Genomic DNA, 18,389 nt, shown 5'->3' with positions numbered 1-18,389 from the left:
CGTGAAGAAAACCGGCAGAACAAGGAGATCGAGGGTCATTCCGGTTCGATCTGAACCGGAATCACTCTAGCGACGATGAGGCGCGACTCATGGAGCAGCCCCCGAAGGACAAGGCCTGGTCTTTTCATCTCGCCTATTTTCTGCTGGCGCTGATCGGCGTGCTCATACTGCAGCAGATGTGGACGGTCTATCGTCAGACCGAGGTCGTTCCCTATAGCGAGTTTCAGAACCTCCTGCGCGACAACAAGATCGCCTCGGTCGAGGTCGGCGCCGATGTGATGCGCGCGACGCTCAAGGAGCCGATGAAGGATGGGCGCAAGCAGCTCGTCGCAGTGCGCGTGCCGACCGATGTCGCCGCCGAGCTCGAGGCGGCCAAGGTCAAATATTCCGGAATCGTCGAAAACACCTGGGTCTCGACGCTGCTCTCCTGGGTCGTGCCGATCGCCCTGTTCTTCCTCGTCTGGAGCTTTTTGTCGCGCCGCATGACGCAGGGCTTGGGCTCGGTCATGCAGATCGGACAGAGCCGCGCCAAGATTTTCGTCGAGACGGATGTGAAGGTCGGCTTCGCCGATGTCGCCGGAGTCGACGAGGCCAAAGAGGAATTGCAGGAGATCGTCGCCTTTCTGAAGGACCCCAAGACCTATGGGCGCCTCGGCGCGCGCGTTCCCAAAGGCATTCTTCTCGTCGGCCCGCCCGGCACCGGCAAGACTCTGCTCGCCCGCGCGGTGGCGGGCGAGGCGGGCGTGCCCTTCTTCTCCATCACCGGCTCGGAGTTCGTGGAGATGTTCGTCGGCGTCGGCGCCGCGCGCGTGCGCGATCTGTTCACGCAGGCGCGCGCCTCGGCGCCCTGTATCATCTTCATCGACGAATTGGATGCGCTCGGCCGCGCGCGCGGAATCTCGGGCCTTTCCGGCGGCCATGACGAGAAGGAGCAGACGCTCAATCAATTGCTCGCCGAATTGGACGGATTCGATCCGAGCGCCGGCGTCGTGCTGCTCGCCGCCACCAATCGGCCCGAGGTGCTCGATCCGGCGCTGCTGCGCGCCGGGCGCTTCGATCGGCAGATTTCGGTCGATCGGCCGGACAAGATCGGCCGCGCCGCGATTCTCCAGGTGCATTTGCGCAAGATCAAGCTCGGCGCCGATATCGATCCCGCGCAGATTGCGGCGATGACGCCGGGCTTCACCGGCGCCGATCTCGCCAATCTCGTCAATGAGGCCGCGACATTGGCGACGCGCCGGCGCGCGGTCTCGGTGACGTTGGATGATTTCACTTCCGCGATCGAGCGTGTGATCGCCGGGCCGGAGAAGCGCAATCGCCTGCTGCATCCGCGCGAGCGGCGCATCGTCGCCTATCACGAGATGGGCCATGCGATCGTCGCCATGGCGCTGCCGGATATGGATCCGATCAAGAAGGTCTCGATCATTCCGCGCGGCATGGGCGCGCTCGGCTATACGATGCAAATGCCGACCGAGGACCGCTATCTGATGACGCGCACCGAGCTGATGAATCGCATGACGGTTCTGCTCGGCGGCCGCGCGGCGGAGATGAATGTGTTCCACGAGGCGACGACCGGCGCCGCCGACGATCTGCAACGCGCGACCGAAATGGCCCGCTCCATGGCGACGCGCTACGGCATGGAGCCCGCGGTCGGTCAGGCGTCCTATATCGCCGAGCGGCCGCGCTATCTCGACATAGCCGATCTCGGCCAGCGCTCGCAGGCGAGCGAGGAGACGAGCGCGCGCATCGACCGCGCCGTGCGGGAGCTGGTGAACGACGCTTTCATCCGCGCTACTGGGATTTTGAAAGCCTGCGCGAGCATTCACGAGGAGACGGCGAAGCGGCTGCTCGATAAGGAGACGTTCACAGAGGAGGAGCTGGAGCCGATCCGCGCGGAGGTGGAGGCGAGCCTGAAGGCTCGCGGTCCAGGGACCGCGCCGAACGCGGAGCCTTCAGGCTCGCATTCCGCGACGAGTGGCGGTTGATAGCTGCGCCGCCCGTCCGCGCGCTTTTTCCAGCATGTGGTCGAGGGGCGACCCGCGACTCGCTTTAACGATCACAATAGCGAGGAAGAAATACGGGGATATTGGGGATATGAAGAATATCGGCGCCGCCAACGCATCGACGGATGGGCGCGTTTCTCCGTAGCCGTGTAGATAGATAGGCGTCACCGAATCCTGAAGGCGCCTCATGCTCACCAACAGTCGCGATATTATCCGCCGCCTGGAGCGTGAAGGCTGGCGACTCGTGCGCATCAATGGATCGCATCATCACTTTGCGAAAGACGGCCGACGCAATCTCGTGACGGTTCCGCATCCTAGGTCCGATATTCCGCTCGGCACGGCGCGGAATATCTACAAGCAGGCTGGCTGGGCAAAGGAGTAATCAGGCCGCCTGTTGCGTCGATCGGGCGCGCGGCGGCGGCAGGGCTATGACGAGAACGGCGTCGGCGAAGCTCTCCGCCCATTCCGGGTCGCCCATTATCTCGGACAAATCGCGGGTCGGCAGGATCGGAAGACCTTCCTCGATCATCCCCTCGGTCCAGCCTTCCAACGCCTCCGTCGCCATGGCGAACAGATCGTCGAGCTCGTCGGCGGCCGAGAAGCAGCCGGGCGCGTCGGGAAAGCTCACGCCATAGGCGCTGTCGCCTTCCTGGTGGATGATGGCGATATAGGGTTTCATGCGACGCTCGTTCTCATAGACGAGCAATCATAGCGCATTTCATTCATATTGCCATGCGGGACGAGGCGAGCGAGACGAGGAGCGGCGCGGCCGACGCCCGACGGCTCCGCGAACGGAGCCGCCGGGCCGGATGGCCTCACCCCAGCGTCTTCTTCAGCTCCGCCAGAATCGCGTCGCCCATCTGGCTCGTCGAGACCGGCTTGTCGTTCGGCCCGGCGATATCGGCCGTGCGCAGGCCGGCGGCCAGCACATCGGCGATCGCCTTGTCGATCGCATCGGCGACCGGAGTCAGGCCGAAGGAATAGCGCAGCGCCATCACCAAAGAGCCGATCATGGCGATCGGATTGGCGAGCGCCTTGCCGGCGATATCCGGCGCGGAGCCGTGGCAGGGCTCATAGAGCGCCTTGCGCTTGCCGGTGGCGGCGTCTTCCCCGCCGAGCGAGGCGGAGGGCAGCATGCCGAGCGAGCCGGTCAGCATGGAGGCGACGTCCGACAAAAGATCGCCGAAGAGATTGTCGGTGACGATGACGTCGAACTGCTTGGGCCGGCGCACCAGCTGCATGCCCAGCGCATCGGCGAGCATATGCTCGAGCTGCACATCGGCATATTCGCGGGCGTGCAGGGCCGTCACCACCTCGCGCCACAAAAGGCCGGACTTCATCACATTGGCCTTCTCGGACGATGTGACCTTGTTGGTGCGCTTGCGGGCGAGCTCGAAGGCGATGCGGGCGATGCGCTCGATCTCATAGGTCTCATAGACCTGCGTATCGACGCCGCGCTTCTGGCCATTGCCGAGATCGGTGATTTCCTTGGGCTCGCCGAAATAGACGCCGCCGGTCAATTCGCGCACGATCATAATGTCGAGGCCGTCGACGAGATCGGGCTTCAGCGAGGAGGCGTCCACCAGCGCCGGATAGCAGATGGCGGGGCGCAGATTGGCGAAGAGGCCGAGATCCTTGCGCAGCCGCAACAGGCCGGCCTCGGGGCGCACGTCATAGGGAACGCCGTCCCATTTCGGCCCGCCGACGGCGGCCAGCAGCACGGCGTCGGCGCTCTGGGCCATGGCCATGTCGGATTCGCTGATCGCCTGACCGTGGGCGTCATAGGCGGAGCCGCCGACGAGGCCCTTCTCCGTCTCGAAAGAGGCGACGCCGGAGGCGCTCAGAAAGGCGATGAGCTTTTCGGCCTCGGCCATGATTTCCGGGCCGATGCCGTCGCCCGGCAGGAGAAGGAGCTTGTAGGCGGCCATGAAATCCTCTCTATCTCTGGTTCTCGGGGTTGCGCCGTCAATAAGGCGCGCGCTGCCGCAAGGCAACATCGCGGAGAAATCCATCGTGATGCGACAATCTGTCCGCGGCGGCCGGCTTGCCGGGATCGCGACGGCCGTGCAGCCTGCGTTCCGAGCCCCATAAGGAGCCCCGCTTCGCGCCCGTCCCATTTGGCGGGCGTGAAGGATAAAAACGAAAAGAGGAGACGCGTTTCATGTCGAAATCGAAGATCGTGGCGGCCGCCCTGCTCGCGACCGCGCTCACCGCCGGCCGCGCCGAGGCCTTCTGCCTGTTCTCCTGCGATCCGACCGCCGACAACGCCCGCTCGGTTTTCGAGAATCGGCTGAAGCAGAAGTTCGATCCGGACGTCAAGGTGGTCAAATTCGAGGTGTCGCGTTTCTGGCAGCTGGATGTCGAGGGCGCGGGCCATAAGGCCGTCGAATTCTACTTCACCGGCACGGCGGAGTTCCCCAAGGGCGCCAATCTCGATTGCAAGCCGGACGAGGCCGGGGCCGTGAAGGAGGGCTGCTCGGCCAGCAAATATTATTCGACGACTGTCTCCAATCAGGAGATCAAGGGCCGGCAATATATCGAGCCGGGCGCCACGATCGAATTCAAGGACGAGACGCGCTTCGATCAAGCCCCGAGCGGCTGGAAGGGCCAGGACGGCAAGTCCTATTGATCGGGCGATCGGCGCCGCCCCTTCCCTAGGTCCGCGCAATTGGTGTAGAAGGCCCGCGACAAGAACATGCGCGGGCCGCGGGGCGGGCGGAAACCGGGCGTCGGGAGACAGCGGTTCATGCAGCAGGTTATCATCGTCATCCACCTGATGGTGGTGGTCGCTCTCGTCGTTCTGATTCTCTATCAGAAGTCGGAGGGCGGCGCGCTCGGCATCGGCGGCGGCGGCGGCCTGTTCACGGGCCGCGGCCAGGCCAACGCCGTCACCCGCGCCACCGGCATTCTCGGCGCCATCTTCTTTCTGACGAGCATCGCGCTCACTGTTCTCCCGGCCTGGGAGCGCGGTAGCGAGGGGGTCGATCCCGGCAAGCTGGAGCTCAAGGAGATCCCGCCGGCCGGCGCGCCGGCGACGGGCGCCTCGACGCCGGCTCCGGCGGACAAGAAAGAAAGCATCTTCGACCAGCTGCAGCGCGTCCAGCAGCAGCGCCAGGGCGCGACGCCGCCGGCGGCCGAGCCGCCTGCTGCCGCCGCTCCGGCGACGGAAGGCGCGAAGGAGCCCGAGGCGAAAGCCCCCGAGGGCGCAGACGCAGACAAGGCTCCGGCCGAGCAGAAGTGAGGCGCGGGCGGCTCGCGAGGGCCGCCCTTCGCAGCTTCGGCCAGCGAACGGCCGGTGGAATTCCGCCGGCCGACGAAAAAAGTCTTTTCCGAATCGATCCAGAGGCGATAAGCGTAAGGCCCCATGGCGCGGTACATCTTCATCACCGGCGGCGTGGTCTCCTCACTCGGCAAGGGCTTGGCGTCGGCGGTGCTCGGAGCATTGCTTCAGGCGCGCGGCTACACCGTGAGGCTGCGCAAGCTCGATCCCTATCTCAACGTCGATCCTGGCACGATGAGTCCGTACCAGCACGGCGAGGTCTTCGTGACCGACGACGGCGCCGAGACCGATCTCGATCTCGGCCACTATGAGCGTTTCACCGGACGTCCCGCTTGTCGCCAAGACAATGTGACGACCGGGCGCATCTATCAGGACATTATCGCCAAGGAGCGGCGCGGCGACTATCTCGGCGCGACGATCCAGGTGATTCCTCATGTCACCAACGCCATTAAGGAATTTGCCCTCGAGGGCAATGACCACGTCGATTTCGTCCTGATCGAGATCGGCGGCACGGTGGGCGACATAGAGGGCCAGCCCTTCTTCGAGGCGATCCGCCAGCTCGGCAATGAGCTGCCGGAGAAGCATTGCGTCTATATCCATCTGACGCTGCTGCCCTTCATCCCCAGCGCCGGCGAGCTGAAGACCAAGCCGACGCAGCATTCGGTGAAGGAGCTGCGGTCCATCGGCATTCAGCCGGATATTCTGCTCTGCCGCACCGATCGCGAGATCCCGCGCGAGGAGCGCCGCAAGCTCGGCCTCTTCTGCAATGTCCGCGAGAATGCGGTGATCGAGGCGCGCGACGCCGCCCACATCTATGACGTGCCGCGCGCCTATCACGCGGCAGGGCTCGACGCGCAGGTGCTCGCCGCCTTCGGCATAGACCCCGCGCCCAAGCCGGATATGAGCCGCTGGAATGCGGTGACGCAGCGCGTCAACAATCCGGAAGGCGAGGTCACGATCGCCGTCGTCGGCAAATATACCGGCATGAAGGACGCCTATAAGAGCCTCATCGAGGCTCTGGCGCATGGCGGCATCGCCAATCGCGTGAAGGTCAATCTCGACTGGATCGAATCGGAGGTGTTCGAGAGCTCCGATCCGGCCGCCCATCTCGAGCATGTGAACGGCATTCTCGTGCCGGGCGGCTTCGGCCAGCGCGGCGCGGAGGGCAAGATTCTCGCGGCCCGCTTCGCCCGCGAGCGCGGCGTTCCCTATTTCGGCATTTGCTTCGGCATGCAGATGGCGGTCATAGAGGCGGCGCGCGCCCTCGCCGGCATAGACAAGGCCAATTCGACCGAATTCGGCCCCTGCGAGGAGCCCGTCGTCGGCCTGATGACCGAGTGGCTGCGCGGCAATGCGCTGGAGCAGCGCTCCGCGAGCGGCGATCTCGGCGGCACGATGCGCCTCGGCGCCTATCCCGCCCATCTGAAGCCCGGCTCGCGCATCGCCGCCATCTACGGCCGCTGCGATATATCGGAGCGCCATCGCCACCGCTATGAGGTGAACGACGCCTATCGCGAGCGGCTGGAGGCGCATGGCCTCTCCTTCGCCGGCTCCTCGCCGGATGGCGTGCTGCCGGAGACGGTCGAAATTCCCGACCATCCCTGGTTCATCGGGGTGCAATATCACCCGGAGTTGAAGTCGCGCCCCTTCGAGCCGCATCCGCTCTTCGCCAGCTTCATCGAGGCGGCGAAGGCGCAGAGCCGGCTGGTCTGACAAAGCATAGGCGCGAGCGAGCCTGAAGGCTCGCGGTCCAAAGCGCATCCTGGACCGCGAGCCGTCAGGCTCGCTCGCGCTCGGAGTTACTCCGCTCGCTCGAGGCTCCGAGCGATCGTCGGCGCCGCGGCTTCGCCGGCGCGCCAAGCCGCGCGCGCCGCGAGGAAGGCCGCCGTCAGAAATCCCACCGTCGTCAGAGTGAAGCTCACGCCCGCAATCAGGGGAAAATGCGGCTCGACCGGCGGCAGCGTCGCCGGATCGATCTTCGGCGTCAGCGCGCGCAGCGCGAAGGACAGCGGATTGTTGAAGGTTCCGAAGCAGATAGAGACGATCATCCAGATCGGCGGCCGTATGGCGTATTGGCGGAACAGCAGCGCGAAGACAAAGACGAACTGCGCCATCATCAGATAATCGATATGGGCGCGGATGAGATCGTCGCGCCGGGGAATGGCCTGGGCGAGCGCGCTGTCCGGGTAGAACAGAGTGACGCCCAAGATCCAGGCGATGGCGAGCGCCATGCCCAGCAGCAGCGTCGCAAAGGCGAGCAGAAAGGCGTTGCGCGACGGCAGGCGCGCCGCGATCGATCGCTGTCTCATCGTAAATCTCCGAAAACCCCGACAGGGGAGAGGGGCGATCCTGCCTGCTCGCCGCCTCTCGTCCTAGGGCGCCCGGACCCGCGTCGCCCGGGCATTTTGCCCGATCTTCCCGAGGTAAAGCAGAGCGGCGGCCGGATCGCATTGGCGGTCAAGGCGATTCCTGCTTTACTCGGCGATGCTGGGAGAAAGCCGGAGCGAAGCCCGATGCAATTGATCATTCGCCTCATCATGCGACTCGTCGCCATTGTGGGCTTTTGCCTGGCGCTCGCCATCGGCTGGGTGATGGACGACGCCAATCGCTCCATTCGCGCGGAAACGCGAGGCTCTGCCGAGCGCGTCGCCCATGAGCTCGAGCATCTCTTCTGGCGCGAGATTCTCTGGCGCGGCTCCATGCGGCGCGACAACATATTGCCCATTCCCAATTGGGAATCGCTGGCGACTTTGAAGCTGGTCTCCCCCGGCGTCTGCATCACTTTCGCGCCGGGGACGGAGGAGCCGCGCGTTCTGTGCAGCCAGATGGATGGCGTCGGCGTCGAGGCGCCGCAATGGTTCACCCGCGCTTTCGATCTTCTGTTCGGCGCGCCGGCGCCGGTGTCGCGGCCGCTCACCGTGCGCCAGCCGGAGACGGGCGCCGTGGTGGCGCGCGCCGATCAGGGCGCCGCGGTGCGACAGGCCTGGCGCGAAATCTCCATCGTCGCCGGCGTCGCCGCCTCCATGGCGGTCGGCGTCTGCCTGCTGGCGGCGCTCGCCATCTTCCACGCGCTGGCGCCGACGCAGATCATCGTCGATGGGCTGCGCCGGCTCGAGAATGGCAATTACCGCCATCGCATCAAATCCTTCACCAGCGGCGAGTTCGGCCTCATCGCCCGCGCCGTCAACGACCTCGCCGAGCGATTGGCGCAAACGACGGCGGAGCGGGTCGCGCTGACCAAGCGGCTGTTCGAGGTGCAGGAGGAGGAGCGCCGCGCTCTGGCGCGCGATCTCCATGACGAGTTCGGCCAATGCCTGACGGCGACCAGCGCCTTCGCTGCGGCGATAGAGGCGGGGGCGTCCGACCGGCCCGATCTCGCGGCCGACGCGCGCTCCATCGGCAAGGTGGCGCGGCGCATGACGATGACCCTGCGCGAGGCGCTGGCGCGGCTGCGCTCGCAGGATCTCGACGAGCTGGGCCTCGAGGCCTGCCTCGTTCAGCTCGTCGCCGGCTGGAACGCGCAGACGGCGCCTCGTGCAGTCGTGCATCTCGATCTGATGGGCGATCTCGCCGGCGTGCCGCCCGCGGTCTCCACCAGCGTCTTCCGCATCGCGCAGGAGTGCCTCACCAACGCCATGCGCCACGGCCGGCCGAGCGAGGTTTTTCTGCGCGTGGAGCGGCTCGCCTCCAATGATGGTTTCGTCGCGCTCACTGTGGAGGACGATGGCGAGGGCGATCCGACGCGCATCGACTTTTCCGCCGGCCATGGCCTGCTCGGCATGCGCGAGCGCGTTTCCGCCTTCGGCGGCAGCCTCTCCATCGATCGCGCCGCGCGCGGCGTCTGCGTCGCGGCGCGCATTCCGCTGGCGCCGGCCAATTCCAACGCCGCCGGCGCATTCGGGCGGGCGGCGTGAGCGGCGTCTCGGTGCTGCTCGTCGACGATCATCCGATTGTGCGGGAGGGCTATCGCCGCCTGCTCGAGCGCCAGCCGGGCTTTCGCGTCGTCGGCGAGGCGGACAGCGCCGCCGCGGCCTATCAGGCCTATCGCAAATTCTCGCCCGATGTGGTGGTGATGGATCTCCAGCTCACCGGCGGCGCCGGCGGGCTGGAGGCGGTGCGCCATATAAGGCAATGGGACAAAAGGGCGCGCATTCTCGTCGTCACCATGCATGACGCCGCGGCCTATGCGTTGAAGGCGTTCGAGGCCGGCGCCAGCGGCTTCGTCACAAAGGGCGGCGAGGCGGCGGAACTGGTCCGCGCGGTGGAGACGGTCGCCCATGGCGGCCGCGCGCTCGGCGACGACATAGCGCGGGAGATCGCGGCGGAGCGCCTCGCCGAGGGGCGTTCCCCGCTCGACGATCTCGGGCCGCGCGAGACGGAGATTCTCCGCCTCGTCGCCTCCGGCCGCACGACGGAGGAGATCGCCGGGGCGCTCAACCTCAGCGCCAAGACGGTGCAGAATTACCACTATCAGATCAAATCCAAGATGGGCGCCCGCACGGATGCGCATCTCGTCTGGCTCGCCATCGGCGCCGGCCTGGTCGGCGGCGAGGGGGCGGTGTGAGAAGATGCGAGCCTGAAGGCTCGCGGTCCAAGGGCGGGATCGGACCGCGAGCCTTCAGGCTCGCCTCGTGAAGCCTCGCGCCGATGCGCTTTACGACTTCGTCTTCTCGGTCAGAATCCTCTCGAGGTCGGCCTCGGAAATCTCGCCGCTGTATTTGTCGCCATTGATGAAGAAGGTCGGCGTCGAATTAATGCCGAATTTCTCCGCCGCGCGGTCGCGCACCTTGCTCACATTCTCGAAGAGCTGCTGATCCTTCAGCGTCGCCTCGAATTTCTCCTGGCCGAGCCCGGTCTGCTTCAGCACGCCGGCGAGGCCGTCCAGCGGCTTGTCGACGAAGGCCCAGTTCTTCTGCTGGGCGAAGAGCAGATCGACCACCGCGTCGCGCTTGTCGCCAGCGTTGCGCGCCAGCATGAAGGCCGCCGTGGCCAGCGGATCGAGCGGGAACTCGCGCAGGATGAACTTCACCCTGCCGGTGTCGATGAAATTCTTCTTCAGCGTCGGATAGACGTCCTTGTGGAAGGCCGCGCAATGGCTGCAGGTCATGGAGGCGTATTCGACGATGGTGATCGGCGCGTCGGCCTTGCCCTCGACGATATCCGGCAGGGCGTTTGGCCCCATCAGCTCCTCGACCGGGATCTTGCCGCTCGGCGCCTTCTGGGCGAGGGCGGGCGCGGCGAGGCCAAAGACGGCGAAAGCCGCCGCGGCGAGCGCGGCGCGACGGGAAAATCGAAGGTCGAAGCTGGGCATGGACGCTCCATAGGGTCGCGGAACCGGCGGACCATAGAGCATTTTCGGCCCGCGGGGAATCGGCGGAAAGAGCGGTCTTTCCGCCGTCGCGCGAATCGCTACCCAACCGTCAGCGCGACGCCGCCCACGCCCTCGATCTCGCCCGTCACATGGTCCCCGGAAACGATCGGCCCGACGCCGGCCGGCGTGCCGGTGAAGATGAGATCGCCCGCCTCCAGCCGCACGAATTGCGACAGGATCGCCACGATCTCCGCGACGCTCCAGATCATGTCGGAGAGATCGGCGTCCTGCCGTATCGCGCCATTGACGGCGAGGCTGATGCGTCCCTTGCCCGGATGGCCGACGCGCGTCGCCGGCGCCAGCGCCCCCAGCGGCGCGGAATTGTCGAAGCCCTTGGAGAGGTCCCAAGGCCGCCCGGCCTTGCGCGCCTCGCTCTGCAGGTCGCGGCGGGTGAGGTCGATCCCGGCGCCATAGCCGAACACATGCGCGAGCGCGTCGGCGCGGGCGATATCCGCTCCGCCGCTTCCGATCGCCGCCACCAGCTCGATCTCGTGGTGCAGGTCCGTGGTGCGGGGCGGGTAGGGGATGGTCGCGCCGCTGGCGACCACGGCGTCGGCGGGCTTGGAGAAGAAGCAGGGCTGCTCGCGGCTCGGGTCCTTGCCCATCTCGCGCGCATGGGCGGCGTAATTCTGCCCGACGCAGAAGATGCGCCGCACGGGAAAGCGCCGGGTCTCGCCGGCAATGGCGAGCGCGGCCGGTTCCGGCGGCGGAAACAAAAATGCGCTCACTGCGAAACCTCTCGTTTCTGCGCGGAACAAGGGCGGCGGCAGCGCGAATGTCGCGCCGCCGTCATGCGCTCGAGAGACTGACCATCTATCGGAGCGATGTCAAAAGCACATCGTTTCGAGGTTATTTCATGATCGAGCTTCTGTCCCGCGCATCACGCGCGCTGATTTGCGCCGCTCTTCTCGCGCCGCTGTCCGCCGTCGCCTCCGAAGAAGGTCCCCAACGTCCCATCGTCATCGGCCATCGCGGCGCCGGCGGCTATGTCCCCGAGCATACGCTCGAATCCTACGCTCTCGCGATCGAGCTCGGCGCCGATTTCATCGAGCCCGATCTCGTCTCCACCAAGGACGGCGTGCTGATCGCCCGTCACGAGCCGAACATCATCGCCACCACAAATGTGAAGAGCCTGCCGCAATTCGCCAACCGCAAGCGCAAGGCCGTCGTCGACGGCGTCGAGCAGGAAGGCTATTTCGTCAGCGACTTCACCTGGAGCGAGATCAAGCAGATCGGCGCCGTGCAGGCCTTCGCCGAGCGCGACCCGGACTTCAACGGCCGCTTCCACATTCCGAGCTTCGACGAGATCATCGAGCTCGCCAAGCGCAAGGGCCGCGAAGAGGGCCGCGTCATCGGCGTCTATCCCGAGACCAAGCATCCGACCTATCATCAAATGATCAACCTCCCGCTCGAGGATCGCCTGCTCGCCGTGCTGACGCGCCATGGCTGGAACCATCATAGCGCTCCGGTCTTCATCCAGAGCTTCGAGCAGGCCAATCTGAAATATCTGCGCAAGAAGACGACGGTGCGGCTCATCCAGCTCATCGACGCCAATGACGTCAATCCCGACGGCTCGCTGGATTTCACGCCGCCCTATGATCGTCCTTATGATTGGACCGTCGCCGGCCGCCAGGGCAAATTCGCCGATCTCTTGAAGCCCGCCGGCCTCGCCGAGGTCCGCACCTATGCCGATGGCGTCGGGCCGTGGAAGACCTATCTCATCAGTTCCGCCTGCATAAAGATCGTCAACAACGCCTGCGCCGACGCCAATGGCGACGGCTCTGTCGATGAGGCGGATCGCAAGCTGCTGGCGCCGACCTCCGTCGTCGCCGACGCCCATGCGGCCGGCCTGCTCGTGCATCCCTATACGTTCCGCAATGAGCAGCGCCGTCTCGCCAGCGATTACAAAGGCGTTCCGGTCAATGAATATCTGACCTTCTACAAGCTCGGCGTCGATGGATTGTTCAGCGACTTCGCCGATACGGCGGTGACGGCGCGCTCGCTGTGGGCGCTGAAAACCGACCCCGATGCGGCGAAATGTCTGGTCAAAGGCCTCTATGGCCATGACTCCGCGTGCCGCGGGCTGCGCTGGCTCAACGCCAATTGAGATGCATGACGGACGGCGGCGGATAACGCCGCCGTTCCTTTACAAATAGCTCAGCCACCAGTCGCGGCGGCGGCGCTTGACGCCCGCGAACCAGACGCAGGCGGGATAGATCGCCGCCATGACCAAAATCCAAATGACATAGGCGCCGGCGAGGCCGAGCCCGTAATTCTCTGGCGGCGGCCCGCCGCTCTCGAGGCCTTTGATATCGACGCCCTTCGCTATGGCGACGAGCACGGCCGCCGCCAGAATGGCGTAGAGATGCAGCACATAGGCGAAGAGCGGAACCCGGCCGAATGTGGCCAGCACGCGCCCCACGGCGCCGCCCGCCCGCTCCAGCGCCGGCAGCAGCAGAAGCCCGACGCCGAGCGTGACCAGCGCGTAATGCAGCGAGGGCGGATATTTGGTGACGTTGAGGAAGGACAGCGCCGTTCTGACGCCTTCCGGATAAGTCAGCCAGAGCCGCACGTCGCCATAGACGCCAGCGAAGCGCAACACGACAAATCCCGCGAGAAAGGCGAGGCCGAGCGTGACGAGCGCCCGCATCCGACGTTCATGCGGCCATAGGAAGATCGGCGCGAGCCCATAGCCGAGCGCGATGACGCCGATCCAGGGCAGCACGGGATAATAGACCTGGCCGCGCAGGCCGAAGGGCAGCGGCCCTTTCTCGTGCAGCACATTCCACAAGGGCGCGAAGCCGCCCAATTGCGCCGCGTGAACGCCGTCGAAGAGATTGTGCGAAAGCAAGATCGCCGCGCCGATCGCCAGCACGACGCGCGTCGGCAGATGGATGAGCGCCGAAAGCGCGATCATGCCGCAGCCGATCGCCCAGAGCGTCCCCAGCTCGATCGCGCCCGAGCCCACCGTCCACACCGGGCTGATGATGAAAATGTCGAGCAGGATCAGCCACAGCCCGCGCGTCCACAGGAAGCGAGAGAGCGCGCCGCGATCCTCGAGCGAGAGCCCGTGCAGATAGGCCGAGACGCCTGCGAGAAAGGTGAAGGTCGGCGCGCAGAAATGGGTGACGAAGCGCGTGAGGAACAAAGCGGGATAGGTGCGTTCGAGATCGGTCGGATCGAAGCGCAGCGCATCGGCGTCGAAGAAATCGCGTACATGGTCCAGCGCCATGACGATGATGACGAGCCCGCGCAGGCGATCGACGGAGAGGAGCCGCGTTCCGGCGGTGAGCGCGGCGTCGTGCGGGACGTTCGGGATTTTCTCCATTGTCTTCGTCATGACGTCTCTCCGCCGGCTATCGAAAATTCAATGAATGAAACTGCAGCCCTCACCCTCCCCTTCAGGGGGGAGGCTTGTGCGGCTAATGGTAACGCAATCAACGATGGAGGCAGCAATGTGCTTATCGGATTTGTCTCGCTTAGCTAGCCTCTCCATACAGGATTGGGTCGTAATCGAAATCAAGCGGGGGGGACTGCGCCCCGTTTTCCCAATGAAAGCGGATCTCTGCAATCCGCTTACCCCCGCGATGGAACCTCAACCCCTCTGTTCGATAGTTCCCATATATAATAGTTGAAAGGTCGACTGCTTCGCACGCGAACAGCAGCGCCACCGGGCCGAAGGAGATACGGCATCCGATGGGGCGGTCGTGTTGTGAGTGGAGTAAAGGGGCTAGCTCGGAGGGCATACCAGGCCTTTGGACGTGTTTCGGTGGGTAGGTTAGATATAGGCCCAGCGGAGCGGGCATCGAAGCTGTTGTAAAGAACCGCCGCATGATTGCGATGTCAGGAACTCTCGTCACTTTTCGCCCGTTACGGCTCAGCACACCTGCATAGGAATGAGCGCAGAGGCGCTGCATCATGAATCGCTCAAGGTCATTTCCATTGATGTCGACACGAGCTTGAATTTCTCCAGTATTTATAAGAGCAATCGACTTGTATAGATTCGTTCCAGCGTCGTCGAATTCGCTGAGCAAAGAGTTGTGATTCTTGCATAGAACTTTCGATGTGAATGCAAGCGGGAACGGGTTGTGTATTTCTACTCCGGTAGGGTCGTATCGCTTGTGTGGGTCTTTGTTCGTTATATTACGAGACATAAGATGTTCATTGGTCATCTTTTCGCAGCAGCCACCTAAAGGGTTGAGATAGCACTTTGGGTTGCGAAAAGTATTAGGGGCATATTTTAGCAGATGCCCGCGCGGACGCTGAACGTTCATAGGCGGCTCGATGGAAGACGCTCGACGCTGAAAATTAAGCCATCGCCGAGTAAGTTTGCAATGTTCGCTAGATTTAACACCCACGCCCCATCGATGGAAGCAGCGCCCGCGCTACTCGAAATCCGCCGGGTCGAACTCGCGCAGCGTGCGGCAGAATTCGCAGGTCACGCCGATGCGGCCATTGTCGCCGATCATGTCGCTGCGGTCCTGCGGCGCGAAGCTGCGCAGGAGATTGGCGATGCGCTCCGTCGAGCAGCGGCAGGATTCGACGATTCTGCGCGTCGGATAGACGGTGACGCCGCGCTCGTGGAACAGCGAATAGAGCAGCCGCTCGCCCGAGAGCCCCGGATCGACCAGCTCGTGATCCTGTGTCGTCGCCGCCAGCGACAGGCCTTCGACCCAGGCGTCCTCTTCGCTATCGTTCGAAAGAGCGGAGCTGGCGGGCGCGTCGCCGGGATCGAGATCGCGCGGGCGCAGGGGCGTCCCCGGCAGATATTGCAGCAGCAGGCCGCCGACGCGCCAGCTGCGCCCGGCGGGCGTCACGCTCTCGGCCACGGCGAGGCGCACATAGCTCGGAATCTGCTCGGACTGGCGGAAATAGCGATGCGCCGCCTCGGCGAAGCCGTCGCCCTCCAGCGGCACCACGCCCTGATAGCGCGCGGCGTCGCGGTCGTGCTCCATCGTCAGCGCCAGATGGCCGCGGCCGAGCAGATCGCCCGGAGCCATGCCGGCGACGATGCGGCTCTCGTCATAGCGCGCGAAGCCGCGCAGCTTTCCGGGCGCGTCGAAATCGACGACGATCATATCGACCGGCCCGTCGCTGCGCGTCTGCAATTGAAAGCGCCCATGCGACTCGATCAGCGAGCCGAGCAGCGTCGTCAGCGCGGCCGCCTCGCCGAGCAGGCGCGCGACGGCCGGCGGATAATCGTAATGGGTGAGGATGGAATGCGCCGCCGGCCCGAGCCGCGTCAAACGTCCGCGCAGATCGAGCGGCTCGACCGCGAAGGGGAGCAGGCTGTCGTCCTCGGCGAAGGGCGACGCCGGCCGGGCGATGGCCTCATCCGCCCGTCGCGTCATTTGCGCGCCTGTCGCGTCATGGCCCGTTCGCTCCGAAAACCCAGGCGAGCACGCCCTTTTGCGCGTGAAGGCGGTTCTCCGCCTCGTCGAACACCACCGATTGCGGGCCGTCGATCACCTCGTCGGTCACTTCCTCGCCGCGATGCGCCGGCAGGCAATGCATGAAGATCGCGTCCTTATTGGCCGCGGCCATCAGCTTGGCGTTCACCTGGAAGGGCGAGAGCAGCGCATGGCGGCGCGCCTCCTCCTGCTCGTCGCCCATGGACACCCAGCAGTCGGAGATGACGGCGTCGGCGCCGGCGACGGCCGCGAAAGGATCGGCGGTGAGATTGAGCCGCACGCCATTGGCGCGCGCCCATTCGACCAGCTCGTCGCCGGGCGCGAGCTCCGGCGGCGTCGCGACATTGATCGTGAAGTCGAAGGGCTTCGCCGCATGGACCCAGCTCGCCAGCACATTATTGGCGTCGCCGGTCCAGGCCACGGTGCGGCCCTTTATCGGGCCGCGATGCTCCTCGAAGGTGAGCACGTCCGCCATCACCTGGCAGGGATGCGAGAGCTTGGTGAGTCCGTTCACCACAGGCACGCTGGCGTAGCGAGCGAGCTCGGTGAGATCGTCATGCGAGAGAATGCGGATGACGATGGCGTCGACGAAGCGCGACAGCACGCGGGCTGTGTCCGCAATCGTCTCGCCGCGGCCGAGCTGCATCTCATGGCCCGTCAGCATGATCGTCTCGCCGCCGAGCTCGCGCATGCCGAGATCGAAGGAGACGCGCGTGCGGGTCGACGGCTTGTCGAAGATCATCGCCAGCGTCTTGCCGGCCAGAGGCTGGTAGCTCGAGCGCGCGCCGCGCACGCGCGCGGCCTTTATCGCCGTGGCGATATCGAGAATGCGTCGCAGCTCCGTCGGCGGAAGCTCGGAAATATCGAGGAAATGACGGACGCCCGTCGGCGGCGTATGGGCGGTCATCGCGCGGCTCCGGCGCTCTCCAGCTTCACACAGGCGGCGTCGAGCCGTCGCGCGGCTTCGGCCAGCTCATTCTCGCCGACGATGAGCGGCGGCAGCAGCCGCACCACATTGTCGCTCGCGGGAATGGTCAGCAGCTTGGCCTCGCGCGCCGCGGCGGCGAAGTCGCCATTGGGCACGCGCGTCTTCAGGCCGAACATCAGGCCCTCGCCGCGCACGCTCTCGATGATCGACGAATGACGATCCTCGAGCTCGGCGAGCTTTTGGCGGAACAGCACGCCGAGGCCGGCGACGCGCTCCACGAAGCCGGGCTCCAGCACCACATCGAGCACGGCGTTGCCCACAGCGGTGGCGAGCGGATTGCCGCCATAGGTGGAGCCATGCGCGCCGACGGTCATGCCCTTGCCGGCCTCCGCCGTGGCGAGACAGGCGCCGAGCGGAAAGCCGCCGCCTATGCCTTTGGCCAGAGCGGCGATGTCCGGCGTCACGCCGGAATGCTCGACCGCGAGGAAACGCCCGGTGCGGCCAATGCCCGTCTGCACCTCGTCGACGATGAGCAGCAGCCCATGCGCGTCGCAGAGCTCGCGCAGGCCGGCCAGGAAGCGCGGCGGGGCCGCACGCACGCCGCCTTCGCCTTGAATAGGCTCCAGCAGCACGCCGGCCGTCTGCGGGCCGACGAGCGCGCGCACGGCCTCGAGATCGCCATAGGGAGCCTGGTCGAAGCCGTCGGTCGGCGGGCCGAAGCCGTCGAGATATTTGGGATTGCCGCCGGCGGCGATGGTCGCCAGCGTGCGGCCGTGGAAGGCGCCCTCGAAAGTGATGAGCCGATAGCGCTCCGGCCGACCTTCCACTGCATGGAACTTGCGCGCGGTCTTGATCGCGCATTCGACCGCCTCGGCGCCCGAATTGGTGAAGAAGACCAGATCCGCGAATGTCGCCTGCACGAGCCGGCGGGCGAGGCGCTCGGCCTCTGGAATCTGAAAGAGATTGGAGACGTGCCAGGGCTTCGCCGCGGCGGCCGTCAGCGCGCCGACGAGATGCGGATGGCCATGGCCGAGCGAATTGACCGCGACGCCGGCGCCGAAGTCGAGATAGCGCTCGCCATCGCTGGCGGTGAGCCAGGCGCCCTCGCCCCGCTCGAAGGCGAGATCGGCCCGCGCATAGGTCGGAAACAGCGCCGAAACCACTTGGCGACTCCTTCGGAGAGACCTTAGCTCGCTGGCGCCCGTCGGGTCGCGCCGCCATGCAGCGGCCGCCATGCAGCGAGGGTCTGAAAATCAAAGTGCCGCCCTTCTGGGGCGGCATCTTTCTCGTGGAAACATTCTAGGTCCTCCCCTTGCGTCGGTCAAATCCCATTCCCCGCCTCATTCTCCATGGCGACGCGGCGCCGGGACTGCGGCGAAACGACGGCGCCGGCGCC

Annotated in this window: 17 protein-coding genes; 8 read left to right on the top strand and 9 right to left on the bottom strand. The window is 65.5% G+C overall.

The annotated features are described in order from the left end of the window. The first annotated feature begins 89 nt into the window (after positions 1 to 89). Complete coding sequence (ftsH, locus tag METLW3_RS0119045; protein WP_024881410.1) at positions 90 to 1,985, top strand: ATP-dependent zinc metalloprotease FtsH; 1,896 nt, start codon at positions 90 to 92, stop codon at positions 1,983 to 1,985. 205 nt (positions 1,986 to 2,190) lie between these two features. Next, positions 2,191 to 2,385 (top strand): type II toxin-antitoxin system HicA family toxin, encoded by a 195-nt coding sequence (locus tag METLW3_RS0119040; protein ID WP_024881409.1) that lies wholly within the window; start codon positions 2,191 to 2,193, stop codon positions 2,383 to 2,385. Here METLW3_RS0119040 and METLW3_RS0119035 read toward each other — a convergent pair whose 3' ends face one another. Both METLW3_RS0119035 and leuB read right to left on the bottom strand, forming a co-directional pair. Then, positions 2,386 to 2,682: a type II toxin-antitoxin system HicB family antitoxin gene (locus METLW3_RS0119035; RefSeq protein ID WP_024881408.1), complete on the bottom strand. Its 297-nt coding sequence runs from the start codon at positions 2,680 to 2,682 to the stop codon at positions 2,386 to 2,388. A gap of 136 nt (positions 2,683 to 2,818) precedes the next feature. Continuing rightward, positions 2,819 to 3,931 (bottom strand): 3-isopropylmalate dehydrogenase, encoded by a 1,113-nt coding sequence (gene leuB, locus METLW3_RS0119030; RefSeq protein ID WP_024881407.1) that lies wholly within the window; start codon positions 3,929 to 3,931, stop codon positions 2,819 to 2,821. 233 nt (positions 3,932 to 4,164) lie between these two features. On the opposite strand from leuB, the gene METLW3_RS0119020 reads away from it, so the two are divergent. The 3 genes from METLW3_RS0119020 (at position 4,165) to METLW3_RS0119010 (ending at position 6,996) form a co-directional block, all read left to right on the top strand. Continuing rightward, positions 4,165 to 4,632 carry a hypothetical protein gene (locus tag METLW3_RS0119020; RefSeq protein WP_024881405.1) on the top strand — a complete coding sequence of 156 codons (468 nt, stop codon included), beginning with the start codon at positions 4,165 to 4,167 and terminating at the stop codon, positions 4,630 to 4,632. A gap of 117 nt (positions 4,633 to 4,749) precedes the next feature. After that, positions 4,750 to 5,244 carry a preprotein translocase subunit SecG gene (gene secG / locus METLW3_RS0119015; protein ID WP_024881404.1) on the top strand — a complete coding sequence of 165 codons (495 nt, stop codon included), beginning with the start codon at positions 4,750 to 4,752 and terminating at the stop codon, positions 5,242 to 5,244. Positions 5,245 to 5,367: 123 nt separating this feature from the next. Next, positions 5,368 to 6,996 (top strand): CTP synthase, encoded by a 1,629-nt coding sequence (locus METLW3_RS0119010; RefSeq protein ID WP_024881403.1) that lies wholly within the window; start codon positions 5,368 to 5,370, stop codon positions 6,994 to 6,996. Positions 6,997 to 7,082: 86 nt separating this feature from the next. Here the strand turns inward: METLW3_RS0119010 and METLW3_RS0119005 are convergent, their stop codons facing one another. After that, a complete protein-coding gene (locus METLW3_RS0119005) occupies positions 7,083 to 7,592 on the bottom strand; it encodes a hypothetical protein (RefSeq protein WP_024881402.1) in 510 nt (169 codons plus the stop codon). A gap of 204 nt (positions 7,593 to 7,796) precedes the next feature. On the opposite strand from METLW3_RS0119005, the gene METLW3_RS0119000 reads away from it, so the two are divergent. Both METLW3_RS0119000 and METLW3_RS0118995 read left to right on the top strand, forming a co-directional pair. Further along, positions 7,797 to 9,197, top strand: a complete 1,401-nt coding sequence (locus METLW3_RS0119000) for an ATP-binding protein (RefSeq protein WP_024881401.1) — start codon at positions 7,797 to 7,799, stop codon at positions 9,195 to 9,197. Further along, positions 9,194 to 9,847: a response regulator transcription factor gene (locus METLW3_RS0118995; RefSeq protein ID WP_024881400.1), complete on the top strand. Its 654-nt coding sequence runs from the start codon at positions 9,194 to 9,196 to the stop codon at positions 9,845 to 9,847. Before METLW3_RS0119000 ends, METLW3_RS0118995 begins: the two co-directional genes overlap by 4 nt. A gap of 90 nt (positions 9,848 to 9,937) precedes the next feature. Here METLW3_RS0118995 and METLW3_RS0118990 read toward each other — a convergent pair whose 3' ends face one another. Further along, positions 9,938 to 10,594, bottom strand: coding sequence for a DsbA family protein (locus METLW3_RS0118990; protein ID WP_024881399.1), 657 nt, complete (start codon positions 10,592 to 10,594; stop codon positions 9,938 to 9,940). A gap of 98 nt (positions 10,595 to 10,692) precedes the next feature. Then, positions 10,693 to 11,382 carry a fumarylacetoacetate hydrolase family protein gene (locus METLW3_RS0118985; RefSeq protein ID WP_024881398.1) on the bottom strand — a complete coding sequence of 230 codons (690 nt, stop codon included), beginning with the start codon at positions 11,380 to 11,382 and terminating at the stop codon, positions 10,693 to 10,695. A 128-nt stretch (positions 11,383 to 11,510) separates the two neighbouring features. Here METLW3_RS0118985 and METLW3_RS0118980 point away from each other — a divergent pair, with 128 nt between their 5' ends. Continuing rightward, positions 11,511 to 12,761: a glycerophosphodiester phosphodiesterase gene (locus METLW3_RS0118980; protein WP_083967181.1), complete on the top strand. Its 1,251-nt coding sequence runs from the start codon at positions 11,511 to 11,513 to the stop codon at positions 12,759 to 12,761. Positions 12,762 to 12,800: 39 nt separating this feature from the next. Here METLW3_RS0118980 and METLW3_RS0118975 read toward each other — a convergent pair whose 3' ends face one another. The 4 genes from METLW3_RS0118975 to METLW3_RS0118955 form a co-directional block, all read right to left on the bottom strand. Next, the gene (locus METLW3_RS0118975; RefSeq protein ID WP_024881396.1) at positions 12,801 to 13,994 is read right to left on the bottom strand and encodes a heparan-alpha-glucosaminide N-acetyltransferase domain-containing protein; all 1,194 of its coding nucleotides are present in this window, start codon (positions 13,992 to 13,994) and stop codon (positions 12,801 to 12,803) included. A gap of 1,045 nt (positions 13,995 to 15,039) precedes the next feature. Beyond that, positions 15,040 to 16,005, bottom strand: coding sequence for an Hsp33 family molecular chaperone (locus METLW3_RS0118965; RefSeq protein WP_024881395.1), 966 nt, complete (start codon positions 16,003 to 16,005; stop codon positions 15,040 to 15,042). A 16-nt stretch (positions 16,006 to 16,021) separates the two neighbouring features. Beyond that, complete coding sequence (gene argF / locus METLW3_RS0118960; RefSeq protein WP_024881394.1) at positions 16,022 to 16,972, bottom strand: ornithine carbamoyltransferase; 951 nt, start codon at positions 16,970 to 16,972, stop codon at positions 16,022 to 16,024. Beyond that, positions 16,969 to 18,156 carry an aspartate aminotransferase family protein gene (locus METLW3_RS0118955; RefSeq protein ID WP_024881393.1) on the bottom strand — a complete coding sequence of 396 codons (1,188 nt, stop codon included), beginning with the start codon at positions 18,154 to 18,156 and terminating at the stop codon, positions 16,969 to 16,971. Before METLW3_RS0118955 ends, argF begins: the two co-directional genes overlap by 4 nt. Between the last annotated feature and the right edge of the window lie 233 nt (positions 18,157 to 18,389).

Origin of the sequence: Methylosinus sp. LW3 (assembly GCF_000527115.1) — a bacterium.
In the GTDB taxonomy this organism is placed as follows: Bacteria; Pseudomonadota; Alphaproteobacteria; order Rhizobiales; family Beijerinckiaceae; genus Methylosinus.
The sequence above is the reverse complement of the archived record's forward strand: the minus strand, read 5'-3'. Positions and strand labels throughout refer to the sequence as shown.